Source organism: Mongoliimonas terrestris (genome assembly GCF_001927285.1).
GTDB lineage: Bacteria > Pseudomonadota > Alphaproteobacteria > Rhizobiales > Pleomorphomonadaceae > Chthonobacter > Chthonobacter terrestris.
The window spans coordinates 20,719-43,289 of the sequence record NZ_MSIG01000018.1; the positions used below are offsets into that span (position 1 = coordinate 20,719).

The following is a 22,571-nucleotide window of genomic DNA, read 5'->3' on the forward strand; positions in this document are numbered from 1 at the left end:
GCACCGGCGCGGAATATCCGCCGTCGGTTGGATCCCGGCGTACGCCGGGATGACGGTACAGGTGGGCTATCCGGAGACACCCACCTTGTGAAAGGGCGCGCCCGCCCCCCTCCCCGCCGCCCCTCAGGCGAACTTCACCATCACATGGCGGACGACGGAATAGTCCTCCAGGGCGTACTGGCTCATGTCCTTGCCGTAGCCGGACTGCTTCAGGCCGCCGTGGGGCATCTCGTTGGTCAGCATGAAGTGGCAGTTGACCCAGGTGCAGCCGTAGCGGAGCCGGCTCGCCACATTCATCGCCTTGGCGACGTCGCGGGTCCACACCGACGAGGCGAGGCCGTAGTCGCTGTCGTTGGCCCAGGTCACCGCCTCGTCCGGGTCGGAGAAGCGGGTGACCGACACCACCGGGCCGAACACCTCGCGCCGGACGATCTCGTCGGACTGGAGCGCGCCCGCCACCACGGTCGGCTCGTAGAAGAAGCCGGCGCCGGAGGCGACCTTGCCGCCGGTGACGATCTCGATGTGCTTCTGCTCGGAGGCGCGCTCCACGAAGCTCGCCACCCGGTCGCGCTGGCGCCGGGAGATCAGCGGCCCGATCTCGTTGGCCTCGTCGTCCTCGTGCGCGTAGGCGATCGACGACACCGCCGAGGCGAGGTCCGCCACCAGCTTGTCGTAGACCTTCTCGCCCGCGTAGATGCGGCAGGCGGCGGTGCAGTCCTGGCCGGCGTTGTAGTAGCCGAAGGTGCGAATGCCTTCCACGACCGCGTCGATGTCGGCGTCGTCGAACACGATCACCGGCGCCTTTCCGCCGAGCTCCAGGTGGGTGCGCTTGACCGTGGCGGCGGCGGCGGCGAGCACCTTCTTGCCGGTGGCGACGTCGCCGGTCAGCGACACCATGGAGACCTTCGGGTGGTTGATGAGGGTGGAGCCGACGCTGCCGCCGCGCCCGACGATGACGTTGAGGACGCCGCCCGGCAGGATGTCGGCCGCCACCTTGGCGAGGCGCAGCGTGGTCAGCGGCGTCTGCTCGGAGGGCTTGATCACCACCGTGTTGCCGGCGGCGAGCGCCGGGCCGAGCTTCCAGGCCGCCATCATCAGGGGATAGTTCCACGGCGCGATGGAGGCGACCACGCCGATCGGGTCGCGCCGGATCATGGACGTGTGGCCGGCGATGTACTCGCCCGCCGCCTGGCCCGGCAGGGTGCGGCAGGCGCCGGCGAAGAAGCGGAACACGTCGACGACGGCTGGGATCTCGTCGCGGAGCACGGCCGGATAGGGTTTGCCGCAGTTGAGCGCCTCCACGGCGGCAAAGCCCTCCGCGTCGTCCTCGATGGCCTGGGCGAGCTTCAGGAGGTAGCCCGCCCGCTCGCCCGGGGTGGTGCGCGACCAGGACGCGAAGGCCGCGTCGGCGGCTTCGACAGCCGCGTCGATCTGCGAGGGCGAGGCCTCCGGCAGGGTGAGGATGGTCTCGCCGGTCTTCGGGGCGAGCACCGTCTCGGCATCCTCGGTGCCGGCGACGAAATCGGTGCCGATCAGCATGGCGGTGTCGGAGACGACGGGGTTGGTGAGCATGCGGGCCTCCCTGGTCTTAACGGTTGGTCGAAACGCGATCGAGGTCGGACTCACTTGCCCGCGCCGGCCGTTTCGGCCGTGTCGCGGGTGAGGATGTAGGCGGCGAGGATGGGCAGGAAGGTGACCACGATGACGAACACCGCCACCACGTTGGTCACCGGGCGCTGACGCGGGCGGATCAGTTCGGACAGCATCCAGATCGGCAGCGTGGTCTGCTGGCCGGCCGTGAAGGTGGTCACGATCACCTCGTCGAAGGAGAGCGCGAAGGCCAGCATGCCGCCGGCGAGCAGCGACGTGGCAAGGTTCGGCAGGATCACGTGCCGGAAGGTCTGGAACCCGTCCGCCCCGAGGTCCATCGACGCCTCGATCAGCGACGGCGAGGTTCGCCGCAGCCGCGCCACCGCGTTGTTGTGCACCACCACGATGCAGAAGGTCGCGTGGCCGAGCACGATGGTCCAGAAGCTGAACGGGATGTCGCCGAGCGAGAAGGCGGCGCGAAGCGCCAGCCCCGTGACGATCCCCGGCATGGCGATCGGCAGGATGATGAGAAGCGACACCGCCTCCCGCCCGAAGAAGCGCGACCGGGCGAGCGCCCCGGCGGCGAGCGTGCCGAGGACGAGGGCGAGGACGGTGGCGATGGTGGCGACCTGGAGCGACAGGGTGAGCGCGTCCCAGATGTCCTGGCGCTCGTAGGCGACCGCGAACCAGCGGGTCGTGTAGCCCGGCGGCGGGAACTGGTAGCTCTTCTCCTCGGTGGAGAAGGCGTAGAGCACGATGAAGGCGAGCGGCAGGTGCAGGAAGAGCAACCCGGCCGCGGCGGCGAGCTTCAGGGAGAAGGAGGCGCGCTCAGGCATGGGGGCGGCTCCGGGTGGGGTGTGGGCGGGGCTGCGGAGCAGGCGCTGTTGTCGGACGGCGTCGGCGGTTCACCCCCCTCCCCAACCCTCCCCCACAAGGGGAGAGGGGGTCCGACGAGGCTCCGGCGGCTCTGTCGGTCAAGCGTCGGTCGGCGCCGCCCGTGCCCCCTCCCCCCTCGTGGGGGAGGGTTGGGGAGAGGGGGGAACCACCCCCGCCGATCGATGAGCACCCCTCACATCGCATCGAATGCCCCCATCCGCCGGGCGATCATCAGATACGCCCCCATGATGACGATCGGCACCACCGAGAAGGCGGCGGCGAGGGGGATGTTGCCGGCGACGCCCTGCTGAACGTAGACGACCTGACCGAGATAGTAGGTGCTGGTGCCGACGATCTGCGGGACGATGTAGTCGCCGAGCGTGAGCGAGAAGGTGAAGATCGACCCGGCAGCAAAGCCCGGCAGGGCGAGCGGCAGCACCACGTGGCGGAAGGTGGCGCGCGGGTCGCCGCCGAGGTCCGCGGAGGCCTCCAGCACCGAGCGCGGCACCCGCTCCAGCGCCGCCTGCAGCGGCAGGATCATGAAGGGCACCCAGAGGTAGACGAAGACGATGAAGGTGCCGTAGGTGGACACCGAAAAGGACGGCCCGCCGAGCCCCGGCACGGCGAGGATCGCGTCGACGAGCGGCATCAGCCCGGTCGCTTCTGCCGCATAGGTGACGACGCCCTCCTTGGCGAGGATCAGCTTCCAGGCGTAGATCCGGACGAGGTAGCTCGACCAGAGCGGCAGCATGACGGCGAGATAGAAGGCCGCCTTCAGCCGTCCCCGCGCATAGCGGGCGGCGTACCAGGCGATCGGGAAGGCGAGGAGCGCCGAGGCGAGCGTGACGGCCGCCGCCATCAGCACCGAGCGGCGGATGATGTCGAAGTTGGCCGGCGCGAAGAGCTCGCCGTAGGTGCGGAGCGTGAACTCGCGGACGACGAGGCCGGTGAACTCGTCGATGGAGAAGAAGGACTGGGCGAGAAGCGCCACCAGCGAGCCGACGAAGACGACCCCGAGCCAGAGGAGCGGCGGCGCCAGGAGCACCAGCACCAGCACGCCCGGCCGCGACAGGAGAAGATCCGACAGGCGGCCGCGCAAGCCGATCGGGCGGGTCGGGGCGGCGAGGCCGGACGCCATCGGGTCAGCCCTCCAGCCGGGCGGCGGCGCCGGGCGCCACCGACAGGGCGACCGGGTCGCCGGCCTCGAAGGCCGGCGCGGACGCCGGCGCGACGGCGGCGAGCGATGCCCCGTCGAGCGCGAGCCGGTAGCGCCGCGTGGCGCCCTGGTAGTCCACGTCGGTGACGACGGCGTGCACGCCACCCGGGGCCGCGGCGGCGGCCGTGACGGTCAGCTTCTCGGCCCGCAGCGCATAGAGGCCCGCCGGCAGGCCCAGCCGGGCGGCGATCGGCGGCTCCAGCACGTTGGCGCCGCCGACGAAATCGGCCACGAAGCGGGTGCGCGGCCGCTCGTAGATCTCCTCCGGCGGCCCCACCTGCACCACCTTCCCGGCGTTGAACACGGCCACCCGGTCGGCCATGGCGAGCGCCTCGGTCTGGTCGTGGGTGACGAACACGAAGGTGATGCCGAGCCGCGCCTGCAGCGCCTTCAGCTCGGTCTGCATCTCGCCGCGGAGCTTCAGGTCGAGCGCGCCGAGCGGCTCGTCGAGGAGCAGCACCTTCGGTTCGTTGACGAGCGCCCGGGCGAGCGCCACCCGCTGCCGCTGGCCGCCGGAAAGCTGCGCCGGCCGCCGGTCTCCGTAGCCGGAGAGGCGCACGAGATCGAGCATCTCGGCGGCGAGCGCCCGGCGCTCCACCTTGCGGATGCCGCGGATCATCAGGCCGTAGGCGACGTTATCGATGACGCTCATATGGGGGAAGAGCGCGTAGTCCTGGAACACGGTGTTCACCGCCCGCCGATAAGGCGGCACGCCCTCCACATGCTGGCCGAACACCTCGATCGTCCCGGCGGTCGGCTGCTCGAACCCGCCGATCAGGCGCAGGCACGTGGTCTTGCCCGAACCGGACGGCCCCAGCATGGCGAAGAACTCGCCCGGTTCGATCGCCAGATCCACCTCGTCCACGGCCTTGACCGGACCGAAATGACGGGACACCCCGGAAAAGCGCACGGCGGTCGTCATCGGGTGGATTCCTGGGGCGAGGCGGGTGTGGTCGAGCGGGCGCATGGGCGGGGGTCCGGACTGACGATCAGCGGAAGGCGGACGCGGCTGGGAACGCGGGTTTTCCGGACCGGCGGAGGATCTCCCCCCACCCGGCCCTCCCCCTCAAGGGGGGAGGGTTTCGGTGGAGCAAGGGGTCAGGGCGTTCGCGAAGTCGGTCAGCCGATGACTGCCCGAACCGCCATCATAAGCCCTCCCCCCTTGAGGGGGAGGGTTGGGTGGGGGGGGACACCGCGACATCAGGACGACATCACGGCCACATCGCCCCTCCATCCCCCCCTACATCCCGCGTCAACGCCCGCCGAGGACGGCGATGTAGTCGGTCACCCACTTGTAGTAGGGCACGCAGGCTTCCTGGGTGGCGCACTTGGCGACGGGGGTGCGCCAGAAGCGGATCTTCTCGAAGTTGTCGAGGCCGTTGATCTTGCAGCCCTCCTCGCCGAGAAGCGCGTTGCCGGTGCAGGCCTCCAGGTTGGACGGCACGGAGCCGAACCAGGCGGCGAGGTCGCCCTGGACCTTGGGGCTGATGGAATGCTCCATCCACTTATAAGCGCAGTTCGGATGCGGCGCGTCGGCGTGCATCATGGTGGTGTCGGCCCAGCCGGTGGCGCCTTCCGCCGGCACCGTGGAGGCGATCGGTTTGCCCTGGCTTTTCAGGATGTTGACCTGGAACGGCCAGGACGAGGAGGCCACCACGCCCTCGTTGGTGAAGTCGTCGATCTGGATGAAGGCGTCGTGCCAGTAGCGGTGCACGATCTTGCGCTGCTCGCGCAGGAGCGTCAGCGCCTCCTTGTATTGCGCCTCGGTCAGCTCGTACGGGTCCTTGATGCCGAGGTCCGGCTTGTGGGTCATCAGGTAGAGGGCGGCATCGGCAATGTAGATCGGGCCGTCGAAAGCCTGCACCCGCCCCTGATTGGGCTTGCCGTCCGGCAGGTCCATGGGCTCGAACACCACGTTCCAGGAGGTCGGCGGGGTCGGGAAGACGTCGGTGCTGTACATCAGCACGTTGGAGCCCCACTGGTAGGGCACGCCGTAGTGCACGCCGCCGACCGTGTGCCAGGGCGCAGCCTTCAGCCGCTCGTCCACCTTGCTCCACGACGGGATCAGCGCGGTGTTGATCGGCTGCACCGTCTTGCCGGCGATGAGGCGGAGCGACGCGTCGCCGGAGGCGGTGACGAGGTCGAAGCCGCCCTCGTTCATGAGCGCCACCATCTCGTCGGAGGTGCCGGCGGTCTTCACCGTGACCTTGCAGCCGGTCTCGGCCTCGAACGACGTCACCCAGTCATAGGCCTTGTCGGTCTCGCCGCGCTCGATATAGCCGGGCCAGGCGACGATGGAGACCTCGCCCTCGCCGTCCCCGATCGCCTGCAGCGGCTCCTGGGCGATGGCGACGGGCACGACGGAATGGCTGAGAAGGGCGGCGACGGCGACCACCGCCGTCGGGCGCGACAAGCTCCGCATGGCACTCTCCCTGAAGGGCTGCCGGGGTGGCAGCCGGCGTGAGCCCGGCGGGTCGTCCCCCTCGTTTGTTGATTGTCGAGACCCCCGCCCGGGGTTCGATGGAGAGAGTGGAACCTCTCCCGACGTTTCGCCAGACCATAATTCAGAATGGCATTATCGGTTTTGCCGATAGATCCGCCCGTGCCCGGTCCATGCGCCGCATGCGCCCGATTTCGATGAAATCCTGGGCAATCCGCGGCAGGGACGCGCCCCGACGCCAGGCGATGCCGACCTTCACGGTCGGCAGCGGCTCCGACGCCGGCCGCGCCTCGATGCGGTCGCCTTCCAGCGACCAGGGCCGGTAGACCAGCGTCGGCAGGATGGTGATGCCGGCGCCGGTCGCCACCAGGCTGCGCACCGCCTCCACGGAGCGGGTGCGGAAGGCGGTGCGCGGCCGGAAGCCGTGCTCGCGCCAGAAGGCCCGGGTGGTGCCCTCGATCTCGTCCACCGTCAGCACGATGTGCGCCTCGCGGGCCGCGTCGGCGAGCGACACGTCCGCCTGCCGGCCGAGCGGATGGCCGAGCGGCAGCCAAACCTGGTAGGGCTCCTCGCCGAGTATCTCCACGTGGAGGGCCGGGTCGGTGCCCCGGTCCGGCACCACCACCACGGCCACGTCCAGCTCGCCGTTGACGAGCAGGTGCTCCAGGTAGTCGCGGTCGTCCTCCACCGCGTAGACGATGACGCCGGGGTTGGCGCGCCGGTAGCGGGCGAGGAGGTCGGAGAACACATAGCCGGCGACGAGGGCCGTCACGCCCACGTGCAGTTCGCCCGTGCCGCTCGGCGCCTCTTCGGCGAGCGATCGCCGCGCGTCCGCCACCGTCTCCAGGATGCGGCCGGCGTGACGCAGGAACATCTGCCCCTTGTGCGTCAGCGCCACGCCGCGCCCGTGCCGTGCCACCAGCTGAAACCCGAGATCCGCCTCCAGCTCCTTCACCGCCTCGGTGACGGTCGACTGCGAAATCGACAGGAGCTGCGCCGCCCCGGAGATGGACCCGGTGTCGGCGACCGCGACGAAATACTGGAGCTGGCGAAGCTTGAAGGCCATGGCGCTCGATTGCATCTGGAGCGAGTTTATCTATTTTGAACGTCACGTCGATATAAACGGATAAACTCACTCCATGGACCGTGTCCGCAACCCGTTCGCGCCCGGCGCCGGCAACCCTCCTCCGGAGTTGGCAGGCCGGCAAACGCTGCTTGACGACATAGCCACCGGGCTCGGGCGGACGGCCATGGGACGGCCCGCCCAAGGCACCATTCTGGTCGGACTGCGCGGCGTCGGCAAAACCGTGCTTCTCGTCAAAGCCCAAGAGCTCGCAGAGGGTCTCCACTACCGTACCTTGCTGACGGAAGCGCGAGAAGGTCGGCCACTTCCGGACTTGATCGTACCGGGTCTGAAGAGCCTGTTGTACAGCCTCAGCACCATCGAGAGTGCGAAGGAGCTTTCCAAGCGAGCGATCCGGGTTCTGCGTAGCTTCGTGGCGTCGATCAAGATATCGATCGACGACTTCGAGTACGGGTTGTCCGTCGATCCGGAACCCGGGGTAGCCGACTCCGGCACGCTGGAGTCCGATCTGCCCGACCTCTTCGAGGCTGTCGGAATGGCCGCTCGCGCAGCAGGCCGCCCCGTACTCCTTCTGGTCGATGAACTCCAATACTTCGACGAGCGGGAATTCGGTTCGCTGATCATGGCGATGCACCGCATCAGCCAGAAGGGCCTGCCGATACATTTCATCGGCGCGGGTCTTCCCCAGATCCTCGGACTGGCCGGCGAGTCCAAGTCCTACGCGGAACGCCTTTTCCGGTATCCACGGATCGGCGCTCTGGCGACCCCCGACGCGCACGCCGCCATCGTCAACCCCGTCGAGGACGAAGGAGCCGCCATCGACGAGGCTGCCGTCCGCCGCATTATCGAGATTACCGAAGGATATCCCTACTTCCTGCAGCAATGGTCGCATGACGCCTGGAATATCTGCACGACGGACCGCATCACCGAAGACGACGTGATCAAGGCGAACGTCGTCTCGGTCGGCGAATTGGACGAAAGCTTCTTCCGTGTGCGGTTCGACCGATGCACGCCTGCCGAGAAGCGCTACATGAGAGCGCTCGCCGAACTCGGCCCGGGACCTCATCGATCCGGCGAAATCGCCGATCTGCTTGGAGTGAAGACCACAAGCGTCGGACCCGTTCGCGGAAAGCTCATTCGAAAGGGCATGATCTATTCGCCCCAACATGGGGACACAGCATTCACGGTACCGCTGTTCGACGCCTATATGCGGCGCGCCATGCCGACCTTGGACTGACCGTTCACCCCGCCAGCATCGTCTTCAGCCGGGTCCAGCGTTTGCGCGATCGGGTGCCGGCGACCGCCGTTTCCAGGGCGTAGGGTTCGGCGACCAGCACGACCAGAGCCTTGCCGCGCGTGGTGGCCGTGTAGAGGAGGTTGCGGGCGAGCATGATGGAATGCTCGCGGACGAGCGGGATCACCACGGCCGGGTACTCGCTGCCCTGGCTCTTGTGGATGGTGATCGCATAGGCCCGCTGCAGGGCCTCCAGGTCCTGCAGGCCGTAGGAGACCTCGCGGCCGTCGAAGCCGACCACCAGTTCGTCGTCCTTGGCGCGGATGCGGCGGATGAGGCCGAGGTCGCCGTTGAAGACGTCCCGGTCGTAGTCGTTCTCCACCTGCATGACCTTGTCGCCGACGGCGAGTGTCTGGCCGAGCCGCTCCACGCTGTCGAGGGGCGCGGGGTTCAGGAGCCTGGCGAGTTCGTCGTTGAGGTTGCGGGCGCCGACCAGCCCCTTCTGCATGGGGGTGATCACCTGCACGTCGCGCATGGCGTCGAGGCCGAAGCGGCGGGGGATGCGGGTGCCGACCACCTCCAGCACCTTGGCAAGGGCATCCTCCGGGCCGCTGGCGTTGATCAGGTAGAAGTCCGCCGTCTCGCCGGCGGCCGGCGCCACCGGCATCTCGCCGCGGTTGATCCGGTGGGCGTTGACGATGATGCGGCTCTCCTCCGCCTGGCGGAAGATCTCCGTCAGCCGGGCGACCGGGACGAGGCCGGAGGCGATCACGTCGGAGAGCACCTGGCCGGGACCGACGGAGGGCAGTTGGTCCACGTCGCCGACGAGGATGAGGCCGGCGTCCGGCGGCATGGCCTCCAGGAGCGCCGCCATCAGGGCGACGTCCACCATCGAGGCCTCGTCGATGACGACGAGGTCCGCCTCCAGCGGCTCGCCCGGGCCGCGGCGGAAGCCGCCGGTCGCCGGGTCGATCTCCAGCAGCCGGTGGATGGTCCGCGCCTCCCGGCCGGTCTGGTCGGCCATCCGCCGGGCGGCGCGGCCGGTGGGGGCGGCGAGCGCCACCCGCATCTTGCGGGCCGCTACGGTGGCGAGCAGCGCGTCGAGGAGCGTGGTCTTGCCGACGCCGGGGCCGCCGGTGATGACCGCGACCTTGGACGCCGCCACCGTGGCGAGCGCCGCCCGCTGGGACGGCGACAGCGTCTTCTTCGTGCCGGCCTCGAAGGTCTCGATGGCGCGGGCGACGTCCACCGCCCCCCAGGGCGGCCGGCCATCGGCGAGCTTCTTCAGGCGGACGGCGACGCTGGTCTCGAAACGGGCGAGCCGCTTGGCGGCCAGACACGGCACGTCGTCGATCAGCGCCTCCTCCACGTCGCCGTGGCGGATCGCCTCGGCGATGGCGTCGGTCACCGCGTCCGGGTCGACGCCGAGGAGGCGCGCGGCGCGGTTGGCGATCTCGTCGCGCGGCACCGCCGTGTGGCCGTTGTCGGCGAAATCCTCCAGGGCGTAGGTGACGCCGGCGCGCAGCCGCTCCGGCGCGGTGCGGGTGACGCCGAACTTCTCGGCGATCTCGTCGGCGCCCTCGAAGCCGATGCCGCGCACCTCGCGGGCGAGCCGGTAGGGATCCTCCTCGATCACCTTCACGGCGTCCGGGCCGAAGTGGCGCCAGATGCGCACGGCCCTGGCGGTGCCGACGCCCTTCTCCTGGAAGGCGATCATGATTTCCTTGACTGATTTCCGCTCCCGGTAGCTCTCGGCGATGCGGGCGGCGAGCTGGCGGCCGATGCCCGGCACGGTGACGAGCCGCATGGGCTCGGTCTCGATCACGTCGAGGGCCTTGGCGCCGAAGGTCTGCACGATGCGCTCGGCCATGGCGGGGCCGACGCCGGCGATCAGGCCGGAGCCGAGGAAGCGCGCCACCGCGTCGCGGCCGGTCGGCTCGCGGGTGGCCAGGCTTTCCGCCTTGAACTGCAGGCCGTGGGTGCGGTCGGTGGTCCAGTTGCCCTCCGCCTCGATCTTCTCGCCGGCGGAGACGGACGGAACGTGCCCGACCACGGCCACGGGCTCCTTGCGGCCGGTCACCTTCACGCGGAGCACGGCAAACCCGTTTTCCTCGTTGTGGAAGGTGACTCGCTCCACGGTGCCGGTGATCCGCTCGAACAGTCGGGACTCGGGCGCTCTCTCGTCTGTCATCGCCCTCGTTATGCCGTCTTCCGTCGCTTTTTGTCGACCCGCCTCGCCGCCGTTGACGGCAGGCCCGCACCGTTTGTACATGCCATGCGGAACCGGCCCGGTTTTCTCCGGATCACCCCGGGTTCCGCTCCTTTGCGAGAGGCTCCGCTTCCCATGACCGCGCTGACCCGCCGTGACGTGCTCGGGGCGCTTGCCGCCCTCGGATTGACCCCCGCGCTGCCGGCGCCCCTGGCGCTCGCCGAGGAGGCGACCACCCTCGGCAACCCCCGACCCTTCTCGTTCGACGTGCTGATCGCGGAGGCCAAGACCCGCGCCGCCGCGCCCTATGCGCCGATCCCGGTGCGGGCGAGCGACGTTCTGGAGACGATCGACTACGATCAGCACTGGAAGATCAAGTTCCGCAAGGACCACACGGTCCAGATCGGCGACGGCAAGGCGCCGCTGCGCTTCTTCCACCTCGGCCGCTACTTCAAGGAGCCGGTGGGCATCTACCTGGTGGACGGTCCGGAAGCCCGGCCGGTTCAATATGCGCCTGATTTCTTTGACATTCCGGCTGACAGCCCGGCGCGCGGCCTGCCGCGCGACATCGGCTTCGCCGGCTTCCGGGTGATGGAGCCGGGCGGGGTGGAACGCGACTGGCTGGCCTTCCTCGGCGCCGCCTACTTCCGCTCCTCCGGCGAACTCGACCAGTACGGCCTCTCGGCCCGCGCGCTCTGCATCGACGTCGCCATGCCGACGCCGGAGGAATTTCCGCGCTTCACCGACTTCTTCTTCGCCGACGGAGCCGACAGCACGCTCCTGATCTATGCGGCGCTGGAAGGGCCGAGCGTTTCGGGCGCCGTGCGCTGGGACATCAAGCGCGGGACCGAGCCGGGCGAGCGGGGCGTCGTCATGGACATGGCCTGCCGCTTCTTTGCCCGCAAGGACATCGCCCGCTTCGGCGTCGGCACCCTCACGTCCATGTTCTGGTACAACGAGACCAACCGCAACCGCGCCCCCGACTGGCGGCCCGAGATCCACGATTCGGACGGCCTCGCCATCGCGACCGGTGGCGGCGAGCGCCTGTGGCGGCCGCTGAACAACCCGCCGCGGGTGATGACGTCGACCTTCGTGGACCGCGATCCGAAGGGTTTCGGGCTGCTGCAGCGGGACCGGAATTTCGAGAACTATCAGGATGATGGGGTCTTCTACGAGAAGCGCGCCAGCGTCTGGGTGGAGCCCAAGAACGGCTGGGGCGAGGGCGCGGTGCAGCTCGTCGAGATCCCGACCGACGACGAGATCCATGACAACATCGTCGCCTACTGGGTGCCGGCCAAGCCCGTGCGCACCGGCGACCAGGTGGCGGTGGACTACCGGCTGACCTGGCTTGCCGACGAGCCGAACCCGCCGGCGATCGGCCGGGTGGTCTCCACCCGCGTCGGCATGGGCGGCGTCCCCGGCCAGCCGCGGCCGAAGGATGCGAGCAAGATCGTCGTTGATTTTGAAGGCGGTACGCTGGCGGACTATGGCCAGAACGAGGGTGTCGAGGCGGTCGTTTCGGCAGCCAGCGGCACCGTGTCGGGTATCTACGTGCTGCCGGTGGTGGGGACCGGTCGCTGGCGGGCGGTGTTCGACTTCAAACCCACCGGCCTCGACCCGGTGGACATGCGGCTCTTCCTGAAGGTCAAGGACGAGGCGCTGACGGAGACCTGGCTCTACCAGTTCCATCCGGAGCAGTTCCAGGCGCCGCGCGCCGGGTGACGACCGCCGGCGACGGGGCGATCCGGGCCTCTCCGGGTCGCCGCGCCGTCGCGGTTTTTTGTCTCATATCAAGCGCTTGACGCTCGTTACCGGGTGCCCGGCCGCAGCGATGCGGTCGATCGCGCCGGCAAGCGGTTCGTCCACCGTCATCATGTGGAAACCGTTGGCGTGGAGGAGACGGCCGGGGGCGGAGACGATGCCCACGTGCCCCTTCCAGAACACGAGGTCGCCGGTCCGGAGGGCCGCCGGATCCCCGTCGAACGGCACCAAAGACCCGAGGTCGCGTTCCTGCATGTCGGTGTCGCGGGGGGCCGGCCTGCCGACCGCCGCGAGTGCCGTCTGAACGAGGCCAGAGCAGTCGAGGCCGAGGCTGGTGCGGCCACCCCAGAGATAGGGCACGCCGATGTAGCGTTTTGCAGCGTCGACGATGCCGGATGGTGCACCGATGTAGCCGGATGAGACGCCGACGTAGCCCGCCATGTCGGGCGATGTAGCCTCGCCGATCGGCGAGAGGTGCTTCTCCACCACGAAACCGCCGCCGGCGAGGGCCGCGTAGCGCGTGCCGCGCCGCTCCACCGTCTCGGTGACGGTGACGCATGCGGCTTCCGTGATCTGGTGGACCACCGGCAGCTTCAGGTCCGGCCCTGGGAAGACGAGGGTGCGCAGGACCGCGACCTGGTGGGTGGGCTCGGCCCCGAGGGGACCGAGCGCCTCGGCGGGGAGCCAGCCCACGTAGCCGTCGCGGTCGAGCTGGCCCCAGGCCCAGCCCTCGGGCGTCTCCTCGTAGACCATGACGGTCTCGCCGAGGATGGCCTGGGTGTCGAGCGGGTGGTCGAGGCGCGGTTCGGCGCGAAGGTCCGCCACCGGCACGACCACCCGGCGGCGGGTGCCCTCCACGAAACGGGCGGCCTCCACGGTGCCTTTCAGGTGGGCGGCGGCGAGATCGGGCCGCGCGGGGGTGAGGCGGCGGTCGAAGCCGGTCATCGGGGCAGGTCCTTGGCTTTGGCGACGATCAGGTCGGCCAGCTTCTCCAGATAGAGGGCGCCGTCGACGGTCCGCTGGACGATGACGTTGCGCTTGTCCTTCTCGTCCCGCCGGCGGGAGAGGAGCTTCATCTCGCCCATGGTGTCGAGCGCCCTCGTGATCGCCGGCTTGGTGACGCCGAGCTTCTCGGCAAGCCCGCGAACGGTGTGTGGCGGCGGCTCCAGGTAGACGGTCAAGAGCACCGTCATCTGTCGCGGCGACAGGTCGGCGTCGTGCTCCCGGACGACGGCGAGCGAGACGTCGTGCCAGAGGCGGAGGGCCTGGGAGGAGCGCAGGTCGACGGGCATGGCCGGACAGTAGTGGCCGCGGGGTCGTTTCGGAAGCGGTTTTATCGAAGTGAGGGAGAAGAGGCGGAGGCTTGGAAGAGACAGATGCGGCGGGGAGGAAAGGGAGTGGGTTGCACCTCTATCCCTAAATGCGTGGGTGGTCCGCCTGCGCGGACCATGACGATCGGGAAGGGTGGGGATGAGGGGGCGCGGGTCCGGTGAAGTGGGGTGCTTGGGGCAGTGGGGCGAGGCGCTTCCCCCGCGCTCATCCCTCGTCATGGTCCGGTTCAGCCGGACCAGCCACGCATGTGACCGGGGTGGTTGGGGAATGCGTGGGTGGTCCGCCTGCGCGGACCATGACGGCGGAGGGTGGGGATGAGGGGGCGCCCGGGGCTACCGACGGGGCTGCCGCGCGCGCGGGGGTCAGGCGCGCTGGTCCAGGACCGGATCGCCTATGCGGCGGGCTGGGCCGGCCCGCGCGAGGGTCAGGCTGGGCGGAGGGCTTTGCGGCGTTTGGGGGTGGTGCGGGTGGCGGGTTCGGGGGGCCAGGGGCGGAGGGCCAGGCGCCAGCGCTGCCAGCGCAGGAAAAGGCGGATCTGCATCAAGGGGGTGATGCCGGACCGGCGGACCACTTCGGGGTAGAAGTCGGTGGGACCGAGAGCCTTCCAGTAGAGCCAGGCGTAGGGGTGGTAGGTGTTGGGAAGCCAGGGTTTGTGCTCGGTGGTGAAGTGCACCACGTAAGCGGTGCGGCCGAGGGGGGTGCCCGGGTTGGCGGCCGGCTTCCAGGCGTCGTCGATCAGCATGTTGCGCTGGACGTTCCAGGCCACGTGGATCGGCTGAATATGGTCCCAGCAGGTCGCGTTGATGGCGTCCTGGTCCACATAGGGGCAGTCGTCGAGGTTGCGGGTCAGGAATTCGAGCGCGGCGTCGAAACGGCGGTTGGACCGCAGCGCCTGCAGGTCCAGCAGGAGAACGCCGGTGTTGAAGTAGGCGGGCGAACCGTCGTGCGGCAGGCTCCACCGGTCGCGGAACGCTGCCGCGTCGGCGAAGCCGTCCGCCACCGCGGCGAGCGGCTGGGTCATCGGCAGGTCCCAGAGGACCGCGAGATCCTGGCAGACGACGAGGTCGCAATCCAGATAGATCAGCCGGTCCACGTGGGGCAGCAGGTCCGGCAAAGCAAGGCGGTAGTAGGCCGACTTGGCGAAGCGGCCCTTGCCGGCGAGGTTGCGGATGCTCTCGTCGGGCACATGCAGCCAATTGTAGACGAAGCCGGGCGCCGCCTTTTCGATGCGCCGCCGGAGCGTGACGTCGAGCCCGTCGTGCGCGATATGGACCCGGATGCCCTCGGAACCGGAGCTGTCGCGGATCGACCGGATGGTCGCGGCGAGATGCGGCGCGTAGAGGGCGTCGGTGCCGAAGCCGATCTCGATCATGGGGGGCAGCCCTCACGGAGGCGCCACATGCTGCGGAAAGAGCGGGGCGTGCGCCGAATATATTCAGTGCGATAACAGGATGATTCCTAACACAAACGATCGCCGCTCCTCAATGTCCGGCCACCGCCCAAGGTTAACGAATGGCTGGATTCCGCCGTTGACGGCCGGCGGACCCTTTCAGGCCATGGCCTCCCGATGCTTGCCGCGCGGGCCGCGGCGCGGTGGGACGATGGAGGCGGACGGGGCTTGGGACGCGAAGGACGCTGACGCGGATTGAGCCGACCCCGTCCGGTCGTGTAGGGTCGGCTCGACGCTCTCGAAGCGGAGGCACGGCCGGCGGAAGGGCGTCGCGGGCGTCCGGACCGGCGCCGACGGGCGCATGTCCGACGCCGGACGCGGGACAAGTTGAAGATGGATATCCGACAACTCCAGTATCTCTCCGCCCTCGCCCGCGAGCAGCACTTCACGCGGGCCGCCCAGGCCTGCAACGTGACGCAGCCGACGCTCTCGGAGCGCATCCGTCAGTTGGAGGAGGAGCTGGGCGTGCCGATCGTGGAGCGCGGCCAGCGGTTCCACGGCTTCACCGCCGAGGGCGAGCGGGTGCTGAAGTGGGCGCAGGTCATCCTCGACAACTGGTCGGCCATGCGCCAGGAGGTCAACCAGCTGCGCGAGGGCGACGCGGCCATCGGCGGCCGGCTGACGATCGGCGTGATCCCCTCGGCGCTGCCGATCGCCGCGCGGCTCGCCAAGATCATCCGCACGGCGCATCCGAACGTCGACATGGTGATGCTGTCGCAGACCTCGGTGGAGATCCTGCGCTCGCTCGACGACTTCTCCGCGGACGTGGGCCTCACCTACCTGGACAACGAGCCGATCTCCGGCCTCGTGTCGCGGCCGGTCTACCGGGAGCGCTACTGCCTGTTCGTGCGGGCGGACGATCCGCTCGCCAAGCTGAAGACGGTGACCTGGGCGGAGGCGGCCAAGCACACGCTGGCGCTCCTGACGCCGAACATGCAGAACCGGCGGATCATCGACCGGGCGTTCGCCACGGCCGGGGCGAAGCCGGTGACGCGGGTGGAGACGAACTCGCTTCTCAACCTCTGCGCCAACGTGCGCGAGACGGGGCTGGCGGCCATCATGCCGGAGTATGTGAAGACGACCCTCGGCCCCGGCTCCGACCTCGTGGCGGTGCCGCTGACGGACCCGGACGTGCAGCACGCGGTGGGTCTCGTCGCCATGAGCCGCAGCCCGATGCCGCCGCTCGTCACCATCGCGCTCGACACCGCCCTGCTCCTCGGCAAGGAGCTGAAGTCGACCGACCTCGGGCTCTGAGGCCCATCCCGTTTCCCCTCCGTCGCCCGAGGTCCCTATGCCGACATCCGCCTTCGCCGCCACCCGCTTCGACCATGCGCTGACGCGCGCGCCCGCCGCCTCGGCGGTGAACGGGCTGCGCGCGGTCGACCGGGGGGCGCCGGACGTGGCGGCGCTGGCCGCCGAGCACGCCGCCTACGTGGCGACGCTGCGCCGGCTGGGGCTGACGGTGGACGTGCTGCCGGCGCTGGAGGCCTATCCGGATTCGGTTTTCGTGGAGGATCCGGCGCTGGTGTTTCCGGAGGGCGCGGTGCTGCTCCGCCCCGGCGCGCCGACCCGCCTCGGCGAGACGGCCGAGATCGCACCGGTGTTGCGGGAACGGTTCGGGCGGGTGATCGACCTGCCGGGGACGGGCTATGCGGACGGGGGCGACGTGCTCGTCACCGCCCGGCACGTCTACATCGGGCTGTCGGCGCGCACGGACGCGGCGGGCGCGCGGGCGCTGGCGGGCGTGCTCGCCGACCTCGGCCACGCGGCCTCGCCGGTGGCGCCGCCGGCGGGGGTGCTGCACCTGAAGACGGGCTGCTCGCTCCTCGACGAGGAGACGGTGCTGGCGACGGAGGCCGTGGCGGCGGCGGGGCTGTTCGACGGGCTGGAGACCGTGGTGGTGCCGGCGGGCGAGGAACCGGTGGCGAACGCGCTCTCGGTCAACGGCACGGTGCTGATCGCGGCGGGTTTCCCGCGGACGGCGGACCTTCTCGCCGCACGCGGGCTGACGGTGGAGACGCTGGTGCTCGACGAGGTAATGAAGCTCGACGCCGGGCTCTCCTGCATGTCGCTGCGCTGGATGGCCGGCTGAACGTGGGCGGGCCGTCGGGTCCGGCTCTCTTCCTTGTCGCCCTCGTGAGGGACCATCAGCGCAGCCGCCAGCGGTTGAGCCGCGTCTCGGCGACGGCGAAGCTGCGGCGGATGGTGAAGGTGAGCGCCAGATAGAGGACGGCGGCGCTGAGGAGCGGCTCGTAGATGCGGAAGGTCTGGGCGCGGAAGATGTTCGCCTCGCCCATGATGTCGTGCACCGTGATGGTGAACACGATGGCGCTCGCCTTCAGGAGAAGCACGGTCTCGTTGGCGAGCACCGGCAGCGACTGGCGGATGGCGAGCGGCAGTACGATGGTGAGCCGGATCTGCCACTTGCCGAGCCCCACCGACTTGCCGGCCTCCACGAGGCCGCGCGGCACGTTGGCGATGGCCCCGCGCAGCACCTCGCCCGAATAGGCGGCGGTGGAGATGGAGAGCGCCAGGAAGGCGCACCAGAGCGGATCCTTCAGCACCACCCAGAAGATGCTCTGGCGCACCTCCCGGAACTGGCCGAGCCCGTAGTAGATGAGGAACATCTGGACGATCAGCGGGGTGCCGCGGATCAGCGTGATGAAGCCGATGGCCGGAAAGCGGAACCAACCGCGCTCCGACATGCGGGCGAGCGCCACCAGGACCGCCAGGGCGTTGCCGGCGACCGCCGACGTCACCACCAGGAGCACGGTGATGGGGAAGCCTTCCAGGAGGTTGAGGATCAGCCGTTCCCAATCCATCGTCAGCGCCTCACGTCCGAGCGGGCCACACGGGCCTCCATCAGGCTGAGGAGCCAGCCGGATGCGATGGAAAGCACGAGATAGACCACCGCCACCGCCGCGTAGAAGGTGAAGGGCTGGCGCGAGAAGGACGCGCCGGAGGCGGCGACGCCGAGAAGGTCGCGGATGCCGACGACGCTGACGAGCGCGGAGTCCTTCAAGGTCACCAGCCAGATGTTGCCGAGCGGCGGCAGCGCCAGCCTGAGCGCCTGGGGCGCCAGGATGGTGAGGAAGACGGCGATCGGCCGCATGCCGAGCGCCCGCGCGGCCTCGGCCTGCCCGCCCGGGATGCCCTGGAAGGCGGCGCGGAACACGTCGGTCGCGTAGGCGCCGCAGATGACGCCGAGCGAGGCGACGCCCGCCGCGAAGGCGTTGATCTCGATGTTGGCGCCCGGCACCAGGAGGCCGGCGAGGTCGCGCACCGCCGAGGTGCCGCCGTAGTAGACGAGGAGGATGACCAGGATGTCCGGCAGGCCCTGGATCAGCGTGGTGTAGCCCTCCGCCGCCCGGCGCAGCCACTTGGGCCCGCGCAGCTTGGCCCAGGCGAGCAAGAGGCCGACGACAAGGCCGAGCAGATAGGAGGCGAGCGCGATCTGGAGGGTCACCCAGGCGCCCGCGAGGAGCACGGGCCCCCATCCGCCCTCGCCGAAGCCGAGCAGGACGAAGGGATCTGTCGGTTTCATCGGGGACGGCGCTCCGGACGGGCGGCGGCGGGATGGGGACGGGCTAGGGGCGCGCGGCGTTCGAACCGGCGCGGACGGTCGGATCGCGGGCGCTAGGTGGCCGCGCGCAGAGGCGCGACCGGATCATCGATCCGGTCAGCGCCAAGTTGGTGACGCTCGGACGGCACTGGCCTGACCGGCGTGCGGTTCACGCCGGTCGAACCACGGGCCGCCCGGCTGGCGTCAGCCGCCGTAGACGTCGAAGGGGAAGTACTTGTCGTTGATCGCCTTGTAGGTGCCGTTCTCGCGGATCGCCTTGATGGCGGCGGAGAACTTGTCCTTCAGCGGATCGCCCTTGCGGATCGCGACGCCGACGCCGTCGCCCATCATCGGGTCGGTGAAGGGCTCGCCCTTGACCTCGAAGTCGACGCCGTCCGGCGTCTTCAGGAGGCCGTCCTCCAGAGCGATGCTGTCGGCAAGCAGAAGGTCCACGCGGCCGGCGATCAGGTCCAGGTTGGCGTTCTCCTGGGTGTCGTAGGTCTTGATCTCCAGGATATCCTTGTACTTCGCCTCCACATAGGCGAGGTGGATGGTGGCGACCTGCAGACCGATGGTCTTGCCCTTCAACCCCTCCGGCGAGATGGTGATCTCCTCGCTCTTCGGACCCACGAAGGTGGCCGGGGTGTTGTAGTACTTGTCGGAGAAGTCGACGACCTGCTTGCGCTCGTCGGTGATCGACATGGACGCGATGATGGCGTCGAACTTGTTCTCGGTGAGCGCCGGGATGATGCCGTCCCAGGCCTGCAGCACCCACTCGCACTTCACCTTCATCTCGGCGCAGAGCGCGTCGGCGAGGTCGGCCTCGAAGCCGGTCACGGTGCCGGAGGCGTCCACCACGGTGAAAGGCGGATAGGATTCCGGCGTGGTGCCGATCCGCACGACCTCCTGGGCCATGGCGCCACCCGAAAGGCTGGCGGCGATGACGAGGCCGGCGGCGAAGCGTTTGATTGCGAACTGCATTGGCTGAACTCCAGCGGTTGAACGATCCCTGGTCCCACTCTGTCGCCGCCGGCCCGTCTGATGCGGATCCTGGCGGCCCCCTGCCCCACCGGCACCATCCCGGTGGTCGTCGTTTCCACCGGCTTCAAGGCCGGCGGTCCCTGGTTCGCGCCGGCCGAACGCCGGCTTGTCGGTCTCTTCCTCGGCCGTCCTAAGGCCGATCAGTCCTCCAGCGCGCCGGGGCGCGCGTCGGCGGCGCGACGGCTGCCGAGAAGCTTGGCCAGATCCTCGCCGGGCCGCGTGAAGCGGTGGCACCGGCGGGTTAGGATCAGCCCGTCCTGCGGCGCCGTCACCGTGATGGCGCCGCCGTCCTCGCCCGGCGCGGTGACGATGGTGGCGATCGGATCGCCCGCCGCCACCCGGTCGCCCGGCCGCACGTGGTAGAGGATGGCACCGGCGGCGGGCGCCCGCAGCATCTCCACATGGTCGATCGGCACCGACAGCCCCGAAAACGCGGCCGGCGGCACAACGCCGGCGTCCTCAAGCACATGCCGGGCCACAAGGAAGGCATAGAGGCCATCGGCGTCGGACTTGGCGGTTTCCGGCGCCACATCGGCCCGCCCGCGAAACTCCACGGTGGAGACCACTTTGCGCTGCAGTGCGGGATCGCCGTCAGAAATGCCTAAGAAGGGAGCAACCGCCGCTTCTTCGAACGCCGCGTCCGACGTGTCGGACCAGACGATGGCGGCCTTCGCGCCGAGCGCCGCCGCCAGATCGTCCATGCCGGGCCAGAGCTTGGCCGGCGCGTAGATGTAGGGCACCGCCTCGTCGTCGCAGTGGAGGTCGAGCACGAGGTCGTGCCCGAAAGAGAGGCGGAGGAGCAGCGCCTTCAGCCGCTGCTCGGCAAGGAGCGGCGCGTCGTCGTCCGGCAGGCCGGCCGGGTCGGGCGCCTTGAGGAGGGGGAAGCCGCGGTTGAAGTTGGTGCGGCTGCCGAGGGCGAAGCGGCCCATGTGCTCGCCGAAGAGGTGGTGGCCGAGGCCGATGGGATTGGCGTAGGGCACCACGGTGACGGAGCCCAGAAGCCGGCCCTCGCGCTCGGCGGCTGCAAGCTGCGGGATCAGGTAGTGGAGGGCGACCACGCCGGGCAGTTCGTTGCCGTGCAGCGCGGCCTGCAGGTAGGCGGTCGGCGCATGGGCGGACCGGCCCTTGAAGCGCAGCACCGTGAGCCGCCATTCCGTTCCGGGCGAATCGCCCCGGATCACCTCGACCGTCTTATCCATTCACCTCGACCCGAACGCGACGTCTGCGAAAGGCGGAGGCTATTGGGTCTGTCGGAAAAGTAAAGCGGACGGCGAGCCGGCTCAGCCGCCGGTGGCGGCGGCCGGGAGGGAGGCGGCGGCGGTGACGGCGGGCTCGAACACCCGGCCGATGCCGATCACCACCGGGGCGCCGGGGGTGACGGCGCCGGGCGCCAGAAGGCCGGCGAGACGGATGGGCACGAGCTTCTGCTCCGCCTGCCCGATGGCGTAGCCGAGGACCACGGGGGTTTCGGGGGAGAGCCCCTCGGCCATCAGGCGGGTGGCGATGCCGGCGGCGGTGCGGCCGCCCATGTAGACGACGAGCGTCGTCTCCGGGTCGGCAAGGCCGCGCCAGTCGAGCGTTTCGTCGAGCTCGCCGCTCTTTGCGTGGCCGGTGACGAAGCGCAGGGAGTGCGAGGCGTCGCGGTGGGTGAGCGACAGGCCGAGGGCGGACGCCATGGCGATGCCGGCGGAAATGCCCGGCACGACCTCCACCGGGATGGACTCGCGGCGGAGCCGCTCGATCTCCTCGCCGGCGCGGCCGAACACCATGGGATCGCCGGCCTTGAGACGGACGACGCGCTTGCCCTGGCGGGCGAGGCTGATCATCAGGTCGTTGATGTCCTCCTGCCGGCAGGACTCCCGGCCGCCGCGCTTGCCGACCATCATGCGCTTGGCCTCGCGCCGGGCGAGCTCCAGCACGTCGGCGGAGACGAGGTCGTCGAAGAGGATGACGTCGGCGGACTGGAGCGCGCGGACGGCCTTGAGGGTGAGGAGTTCCGCGTCGCCCGGGCCGGCGCCGACCAGGATCACCCGGCCGCGCCCATCGCCGCCGCCGGCGATCCGCCGCGCCTCGGCCAAGAGGGCCTCGCCGTCGCCATCGGTGGGGGACGGCCCGAAGGCCTTCTCGGACAGGTGCTCCCAGAAGGCGCGCCGCTCCTGGCCGGGCTTCAGCCGCTCGGTGACGGCCTCGCGGATGCGCTTGGCGAGGGCGCCCCAATCGGCGAGCGACGGCGGCAGCAGGGTTTCGATGCGTCGGCGGATGGCCTGGCCGAGGATGGGGGCGGCGCCGTCGGTGGAGATGCCGATGACCACGGGCGAGCGGTTGACGATGGAGCCGAACTGCACGTCGCAGAAGGCCGGCTTGTCGACCACGTTGACCGGCACGCCGGCCGCCTTGGCGGCGCAGCGGAAGGCCCAGGCCTCGCCGTCGGTCTCCGCGTCGCAAAGCGCGAAGGCGGCGTGCGCCACCACGTCGGTCGACCAGGGGCGGCGGTGGAGCGTGACGCTGCCGGCCTCGGTGCCGCGGACGGCGAGCGCCAGCATCTCGTCGGAGGGGTGGGCTGCGTAGACGGCGACGTCCGCCCCGGCGGCGGCGAGCAGCTCGGCCTTCCAGGCGGCGCCGGCGGTGCCCCCGGCGACCACCACCCGCTTGGCCGTCAGGTCCATGAAGAGCGGCAGCTTGGCGAGACGGCCCATGCGGGCCGGCGCCGCCTCGCGCGGGGAACGGGGTGCGGACGTCATAAAGGATCCTTCATGCCGGGCCGGCAACGGCCCAC

Annotated in this window: 19 protein-coding genes; 4 read left to right on the plus strand and 15 right to left on the minus strand. The window is 69.9% G+C overall.

What is annotated here, in order from left to right; translation table 11 throughout:
* Window positions 1–123: 123 nt before the first annotated feature.
* The 6 genes from BUQ68_RS19500 to BUQ68_RS19525 form a co-directional block, all read right to left on the minus strand.
* Entirely contained in the window at window positions 124–1,572 is a 1,449-nt protein-coding gene (locus BUQ68_RS19500; RefSeq protein ID WP_075217697.1) for a gamma-aminobutyraldehyde dehydrogenase, read from the minus strand.
* Between the two features lie 50 nt (window positions 1,573–1,622).
* Window positions 1,623–2,426, minus strand: coding sequence for an ABC transporter permease (locus BUQ68_RS19505; RefSeq protein ID WP_075217698.1), 804 nt, complete (start codon window positions 2,424–2,426; stop codon window positions 1,623–1,625).
* A gap of 233 nt (window positions 2,427–2,659) precedes the next feature.
* Window positions 2,660–3,604, minus strand: coding sequence for an ABC transporter permease (locus tag BUQ68_RS19510; protein ID WP_075217699.1), 945 nt, complete (start codon window positions 3,602–3,604; stop codon window positions 2,660–2,662).
* Window positions 3,605–3,608: 4 nt separating this feature from the next.
* Window positions 3,609–4,604: an ABC transporter ATP-binding protein gene (locus BUQ68_RS19515; RefSeq protein ID WP_075217700.1), complete on the minus strand. Its 996-nt coding sequence runs from the start codon at window positions 4,602–4,604 to the stop codon at window positions 3,609–3,611.
* A gap of 330 nt (window positions 4,605–4,934) precedes the next feature.
* A complete protein-coding gene (locus BUQ68_RS19520) occupies window positions 4,935–6,104 on the minus strand; it encodes an ABC transporter substrate-binding protein (protein ID WP_083656738.1) in 1,170 nt (389 codons plus the stop codon).
* 142 nt (window positions 6,105–6,246) lie between these two features.
* Window positions 6,247–7,188, minus strand: a complete 942-nt coding sequence (locus BUQ68_RS19525) for a LysR family transcriptional regulator (protein ID WP_075217701.1) — start codon at window positions 7,186–7,188, stop codon at window positions 6,247–6,249.
* Window positions 7,189–7,261: 73 nt separating this feature from the next.
* Here BUQ68_RS19525 and BUQ68_RS19530 point away from each other — a divergent pair, with 73 nt between their 5' ends.
* Window positions 7,262–8,443: an AAA family ATPase gene (locus BUQ68_RS19530; RefSeq protein WP_075217702.1), complete on the plus strand. Its 1,182-nt coding sequence runs from the start codon at window positions 7,262–7,264 to the stop codon at window positions 8,441–8,443.
* Window positions 8,444–8,447: 4 nt separating this feature from the next.
* Here the strand turns inward: BUQ68_RS19530 and recD2 are convergent, their stop codons facing one another.
* The gene (gene recD2, locus BUQ68_RS19535) at window positions 8,448–10,631 is read right to left on the minus strand and encodes an SF1B family DNA helicase RecD2 (protein WP_075217703.1); all 2,184 of its coding nucleotides are present in this window, start codon (window positions 10,629–10,631) and stop codon (window positions 8,448–8,450) included.
* A 153-nt stretch (window positions 10,632–10,784) separates the two neighbouring features.
* Here recD2 and BUQ68_RS19540 point away from each other — a divergent pair, with 153 nt between their 5' ends.
* Window positions 10,785–12,371 (plus strand): OpgD/OpgG family glucan biosynthesis protein, encoded by a 1,587-nt coding sequence (locus BUQ68_RS19540; RefSeq protein ID WP_075217704.1) that lies wholly within the window; start codon window positions 10,785–10,787, stop codon window positions 12,369–12,371.
* Between the two features lie 63 nt (window positions 12,372–12,434).
* Here the strand turns inward: BUQ68_RS19540 and BUQ68_RS19545 are convergent, their stop codons facing one another.
* From BUQ68_RS19545 to BUQ68_RS19555, 3 genes are all read right to left on the minus strand, one after another.
* Window positions 12,435–13,355: a C40 family peptidase gene (locus BUQ68_RS19545; protein WP_075217705.1), complete on the minus strand. Its 921-nt coding sequence runs from the start codon at window positions 13,353–13,355 to the stop codon at window positions 12,435–12,437.
* The gene (locus tag BUQ68_RS19550; RefSeq protein WP_075217706.1) at window positions 13,352–13,702 is read right to left on the minus strand and encodes a MarR family transcriptional regulator; all 351 of its coding nucleotides are present in this window, start codon (window positions 13,700–13,702) and stop codon (window positions 13,352–13,354) included. Before BUQ68_RS19550 ends, BUQ68_RS19545 begins: the two co-directional genes overlap by 4 nt.
* 464 nt (window positions 13,703–14,166) lie before the next feature.
* On the minus strand, window positions 14,167–15,114 hold the full coding sequence (locus BUQ68_RS19555) for a glycosyltransferase family 8 protein (protein ID WP_075217707.1): 948 nt from the start codon (window positions 15,112–15,114) through the stop codon (window positions 14,167–14,169).
* Window positions 15,115–15,525: 411 nt separating this feature from the next.
* Between BUQ68_RS19555 and BUQ68_RS19560 the strand changes: the two genes are divergently transcribed.
* Together BUQ68_RS19560 and BUQ68_RS19565 are read left to right on the plus strand one after the other, a co-directional pair.
* Window positions 15,526–16,446, plus strand: a complete 921-nt coding sequence (locus BUQ68_RS19560) for a LysR family transcriptional regulator (RefSeq protein ID WP_075217738.1) — start codon at window positions 15,526–15,528, stop codon at window positions 16,444–16,446.
* A gap of 37 nt (window positions 16,447–16,483) precedes the next feature.
* Entirely contained in the window at window positions 16,484–17,284 is an 801-nt protein-coding gene (locus BUQ68_RS19565) for a dimethylarginine dimethylaminohydrolase family protein (RefSeq protein WP_075217708.1), read from the plus strand.
* A gap of 55 nt (window positions 17,285–17,339) precedes the next feature.
* Here the strand turns inward: BUQ68_RS19565 and BUQ68_RS19570 are convergent, their stop codons facing one another.
* The 5 genes from BUQ68_RS19570 to cysG all read right to left on the minus strand — a co-directional run bounded on the left by BUQ68_RS19570 (window position 17,340) and on the right by cysG (window position 22,536).
* Window positions 17,340–18,014: an ABC transporter permease gene (locus tag BUQ68_RS19570; RefSeq protein WP_075217709.1), complete on the minus strand. Its 675-nt coding sequence runs from the start codon at window positions 18,012–18,014 to the stop codon at window positions 17,340–17,342.
* Between the two features lie 2 nt (window positions 18,015–18,016).
* The gene (locus BUQ68_RS19575; RefSeq protein ID WP_075217710.1) at window positions 18,017–18,736 is read right to left on the minus strand and encodes an ABC transporter permease; all 720 of its coding nucleotides are present in this window, start codon (window positions 18,734–18,736) and stop codon (window positions 18,017–18,019) included.
* 222 nt (window positions 18,737–18,958) lie between these two features.
* Window positions 18,959–19,735 carry a transporter substrate-binding domain-containing protein gene (locus BUQ68_RS19580; protein WP_095407386.1) on the minus strand — a complete coding sequence of 259 codons (777 nt, stop codon included), beginning with the start codon at window positions 19,733–19,735 and terminating at the stop codon, window positions 18,959–18,961.
* Between the two features lie 200 nt (window positions 19,736–19,935).
* A complete protein-coding gene (locus tag BUQ68_RS19585) occupies window positions 19,936–20,994 on the minus strand; it encodes a succinylglutamate desuccinylase/aspartoacylase domain-containing protein (RefSeq protein WP_075217711.1) in 1,059 nt (352 codons plus the stop codon).
* Window positions 20,995–21,075: 81 nt separating this feature from the next.
* A complete protein-coding gene (gene cysG, locus BUQ68_RS19590; RefSeq protein ID WP_075217712.1) occupies window positions 21,076–22,536 on the minus strand; it encodes a siroheme synthase CysG in 1,461 nt (486 codons plus the stop codon).
* Window positions 22,537–22,571: the final 35 nt, after the last annotated feature.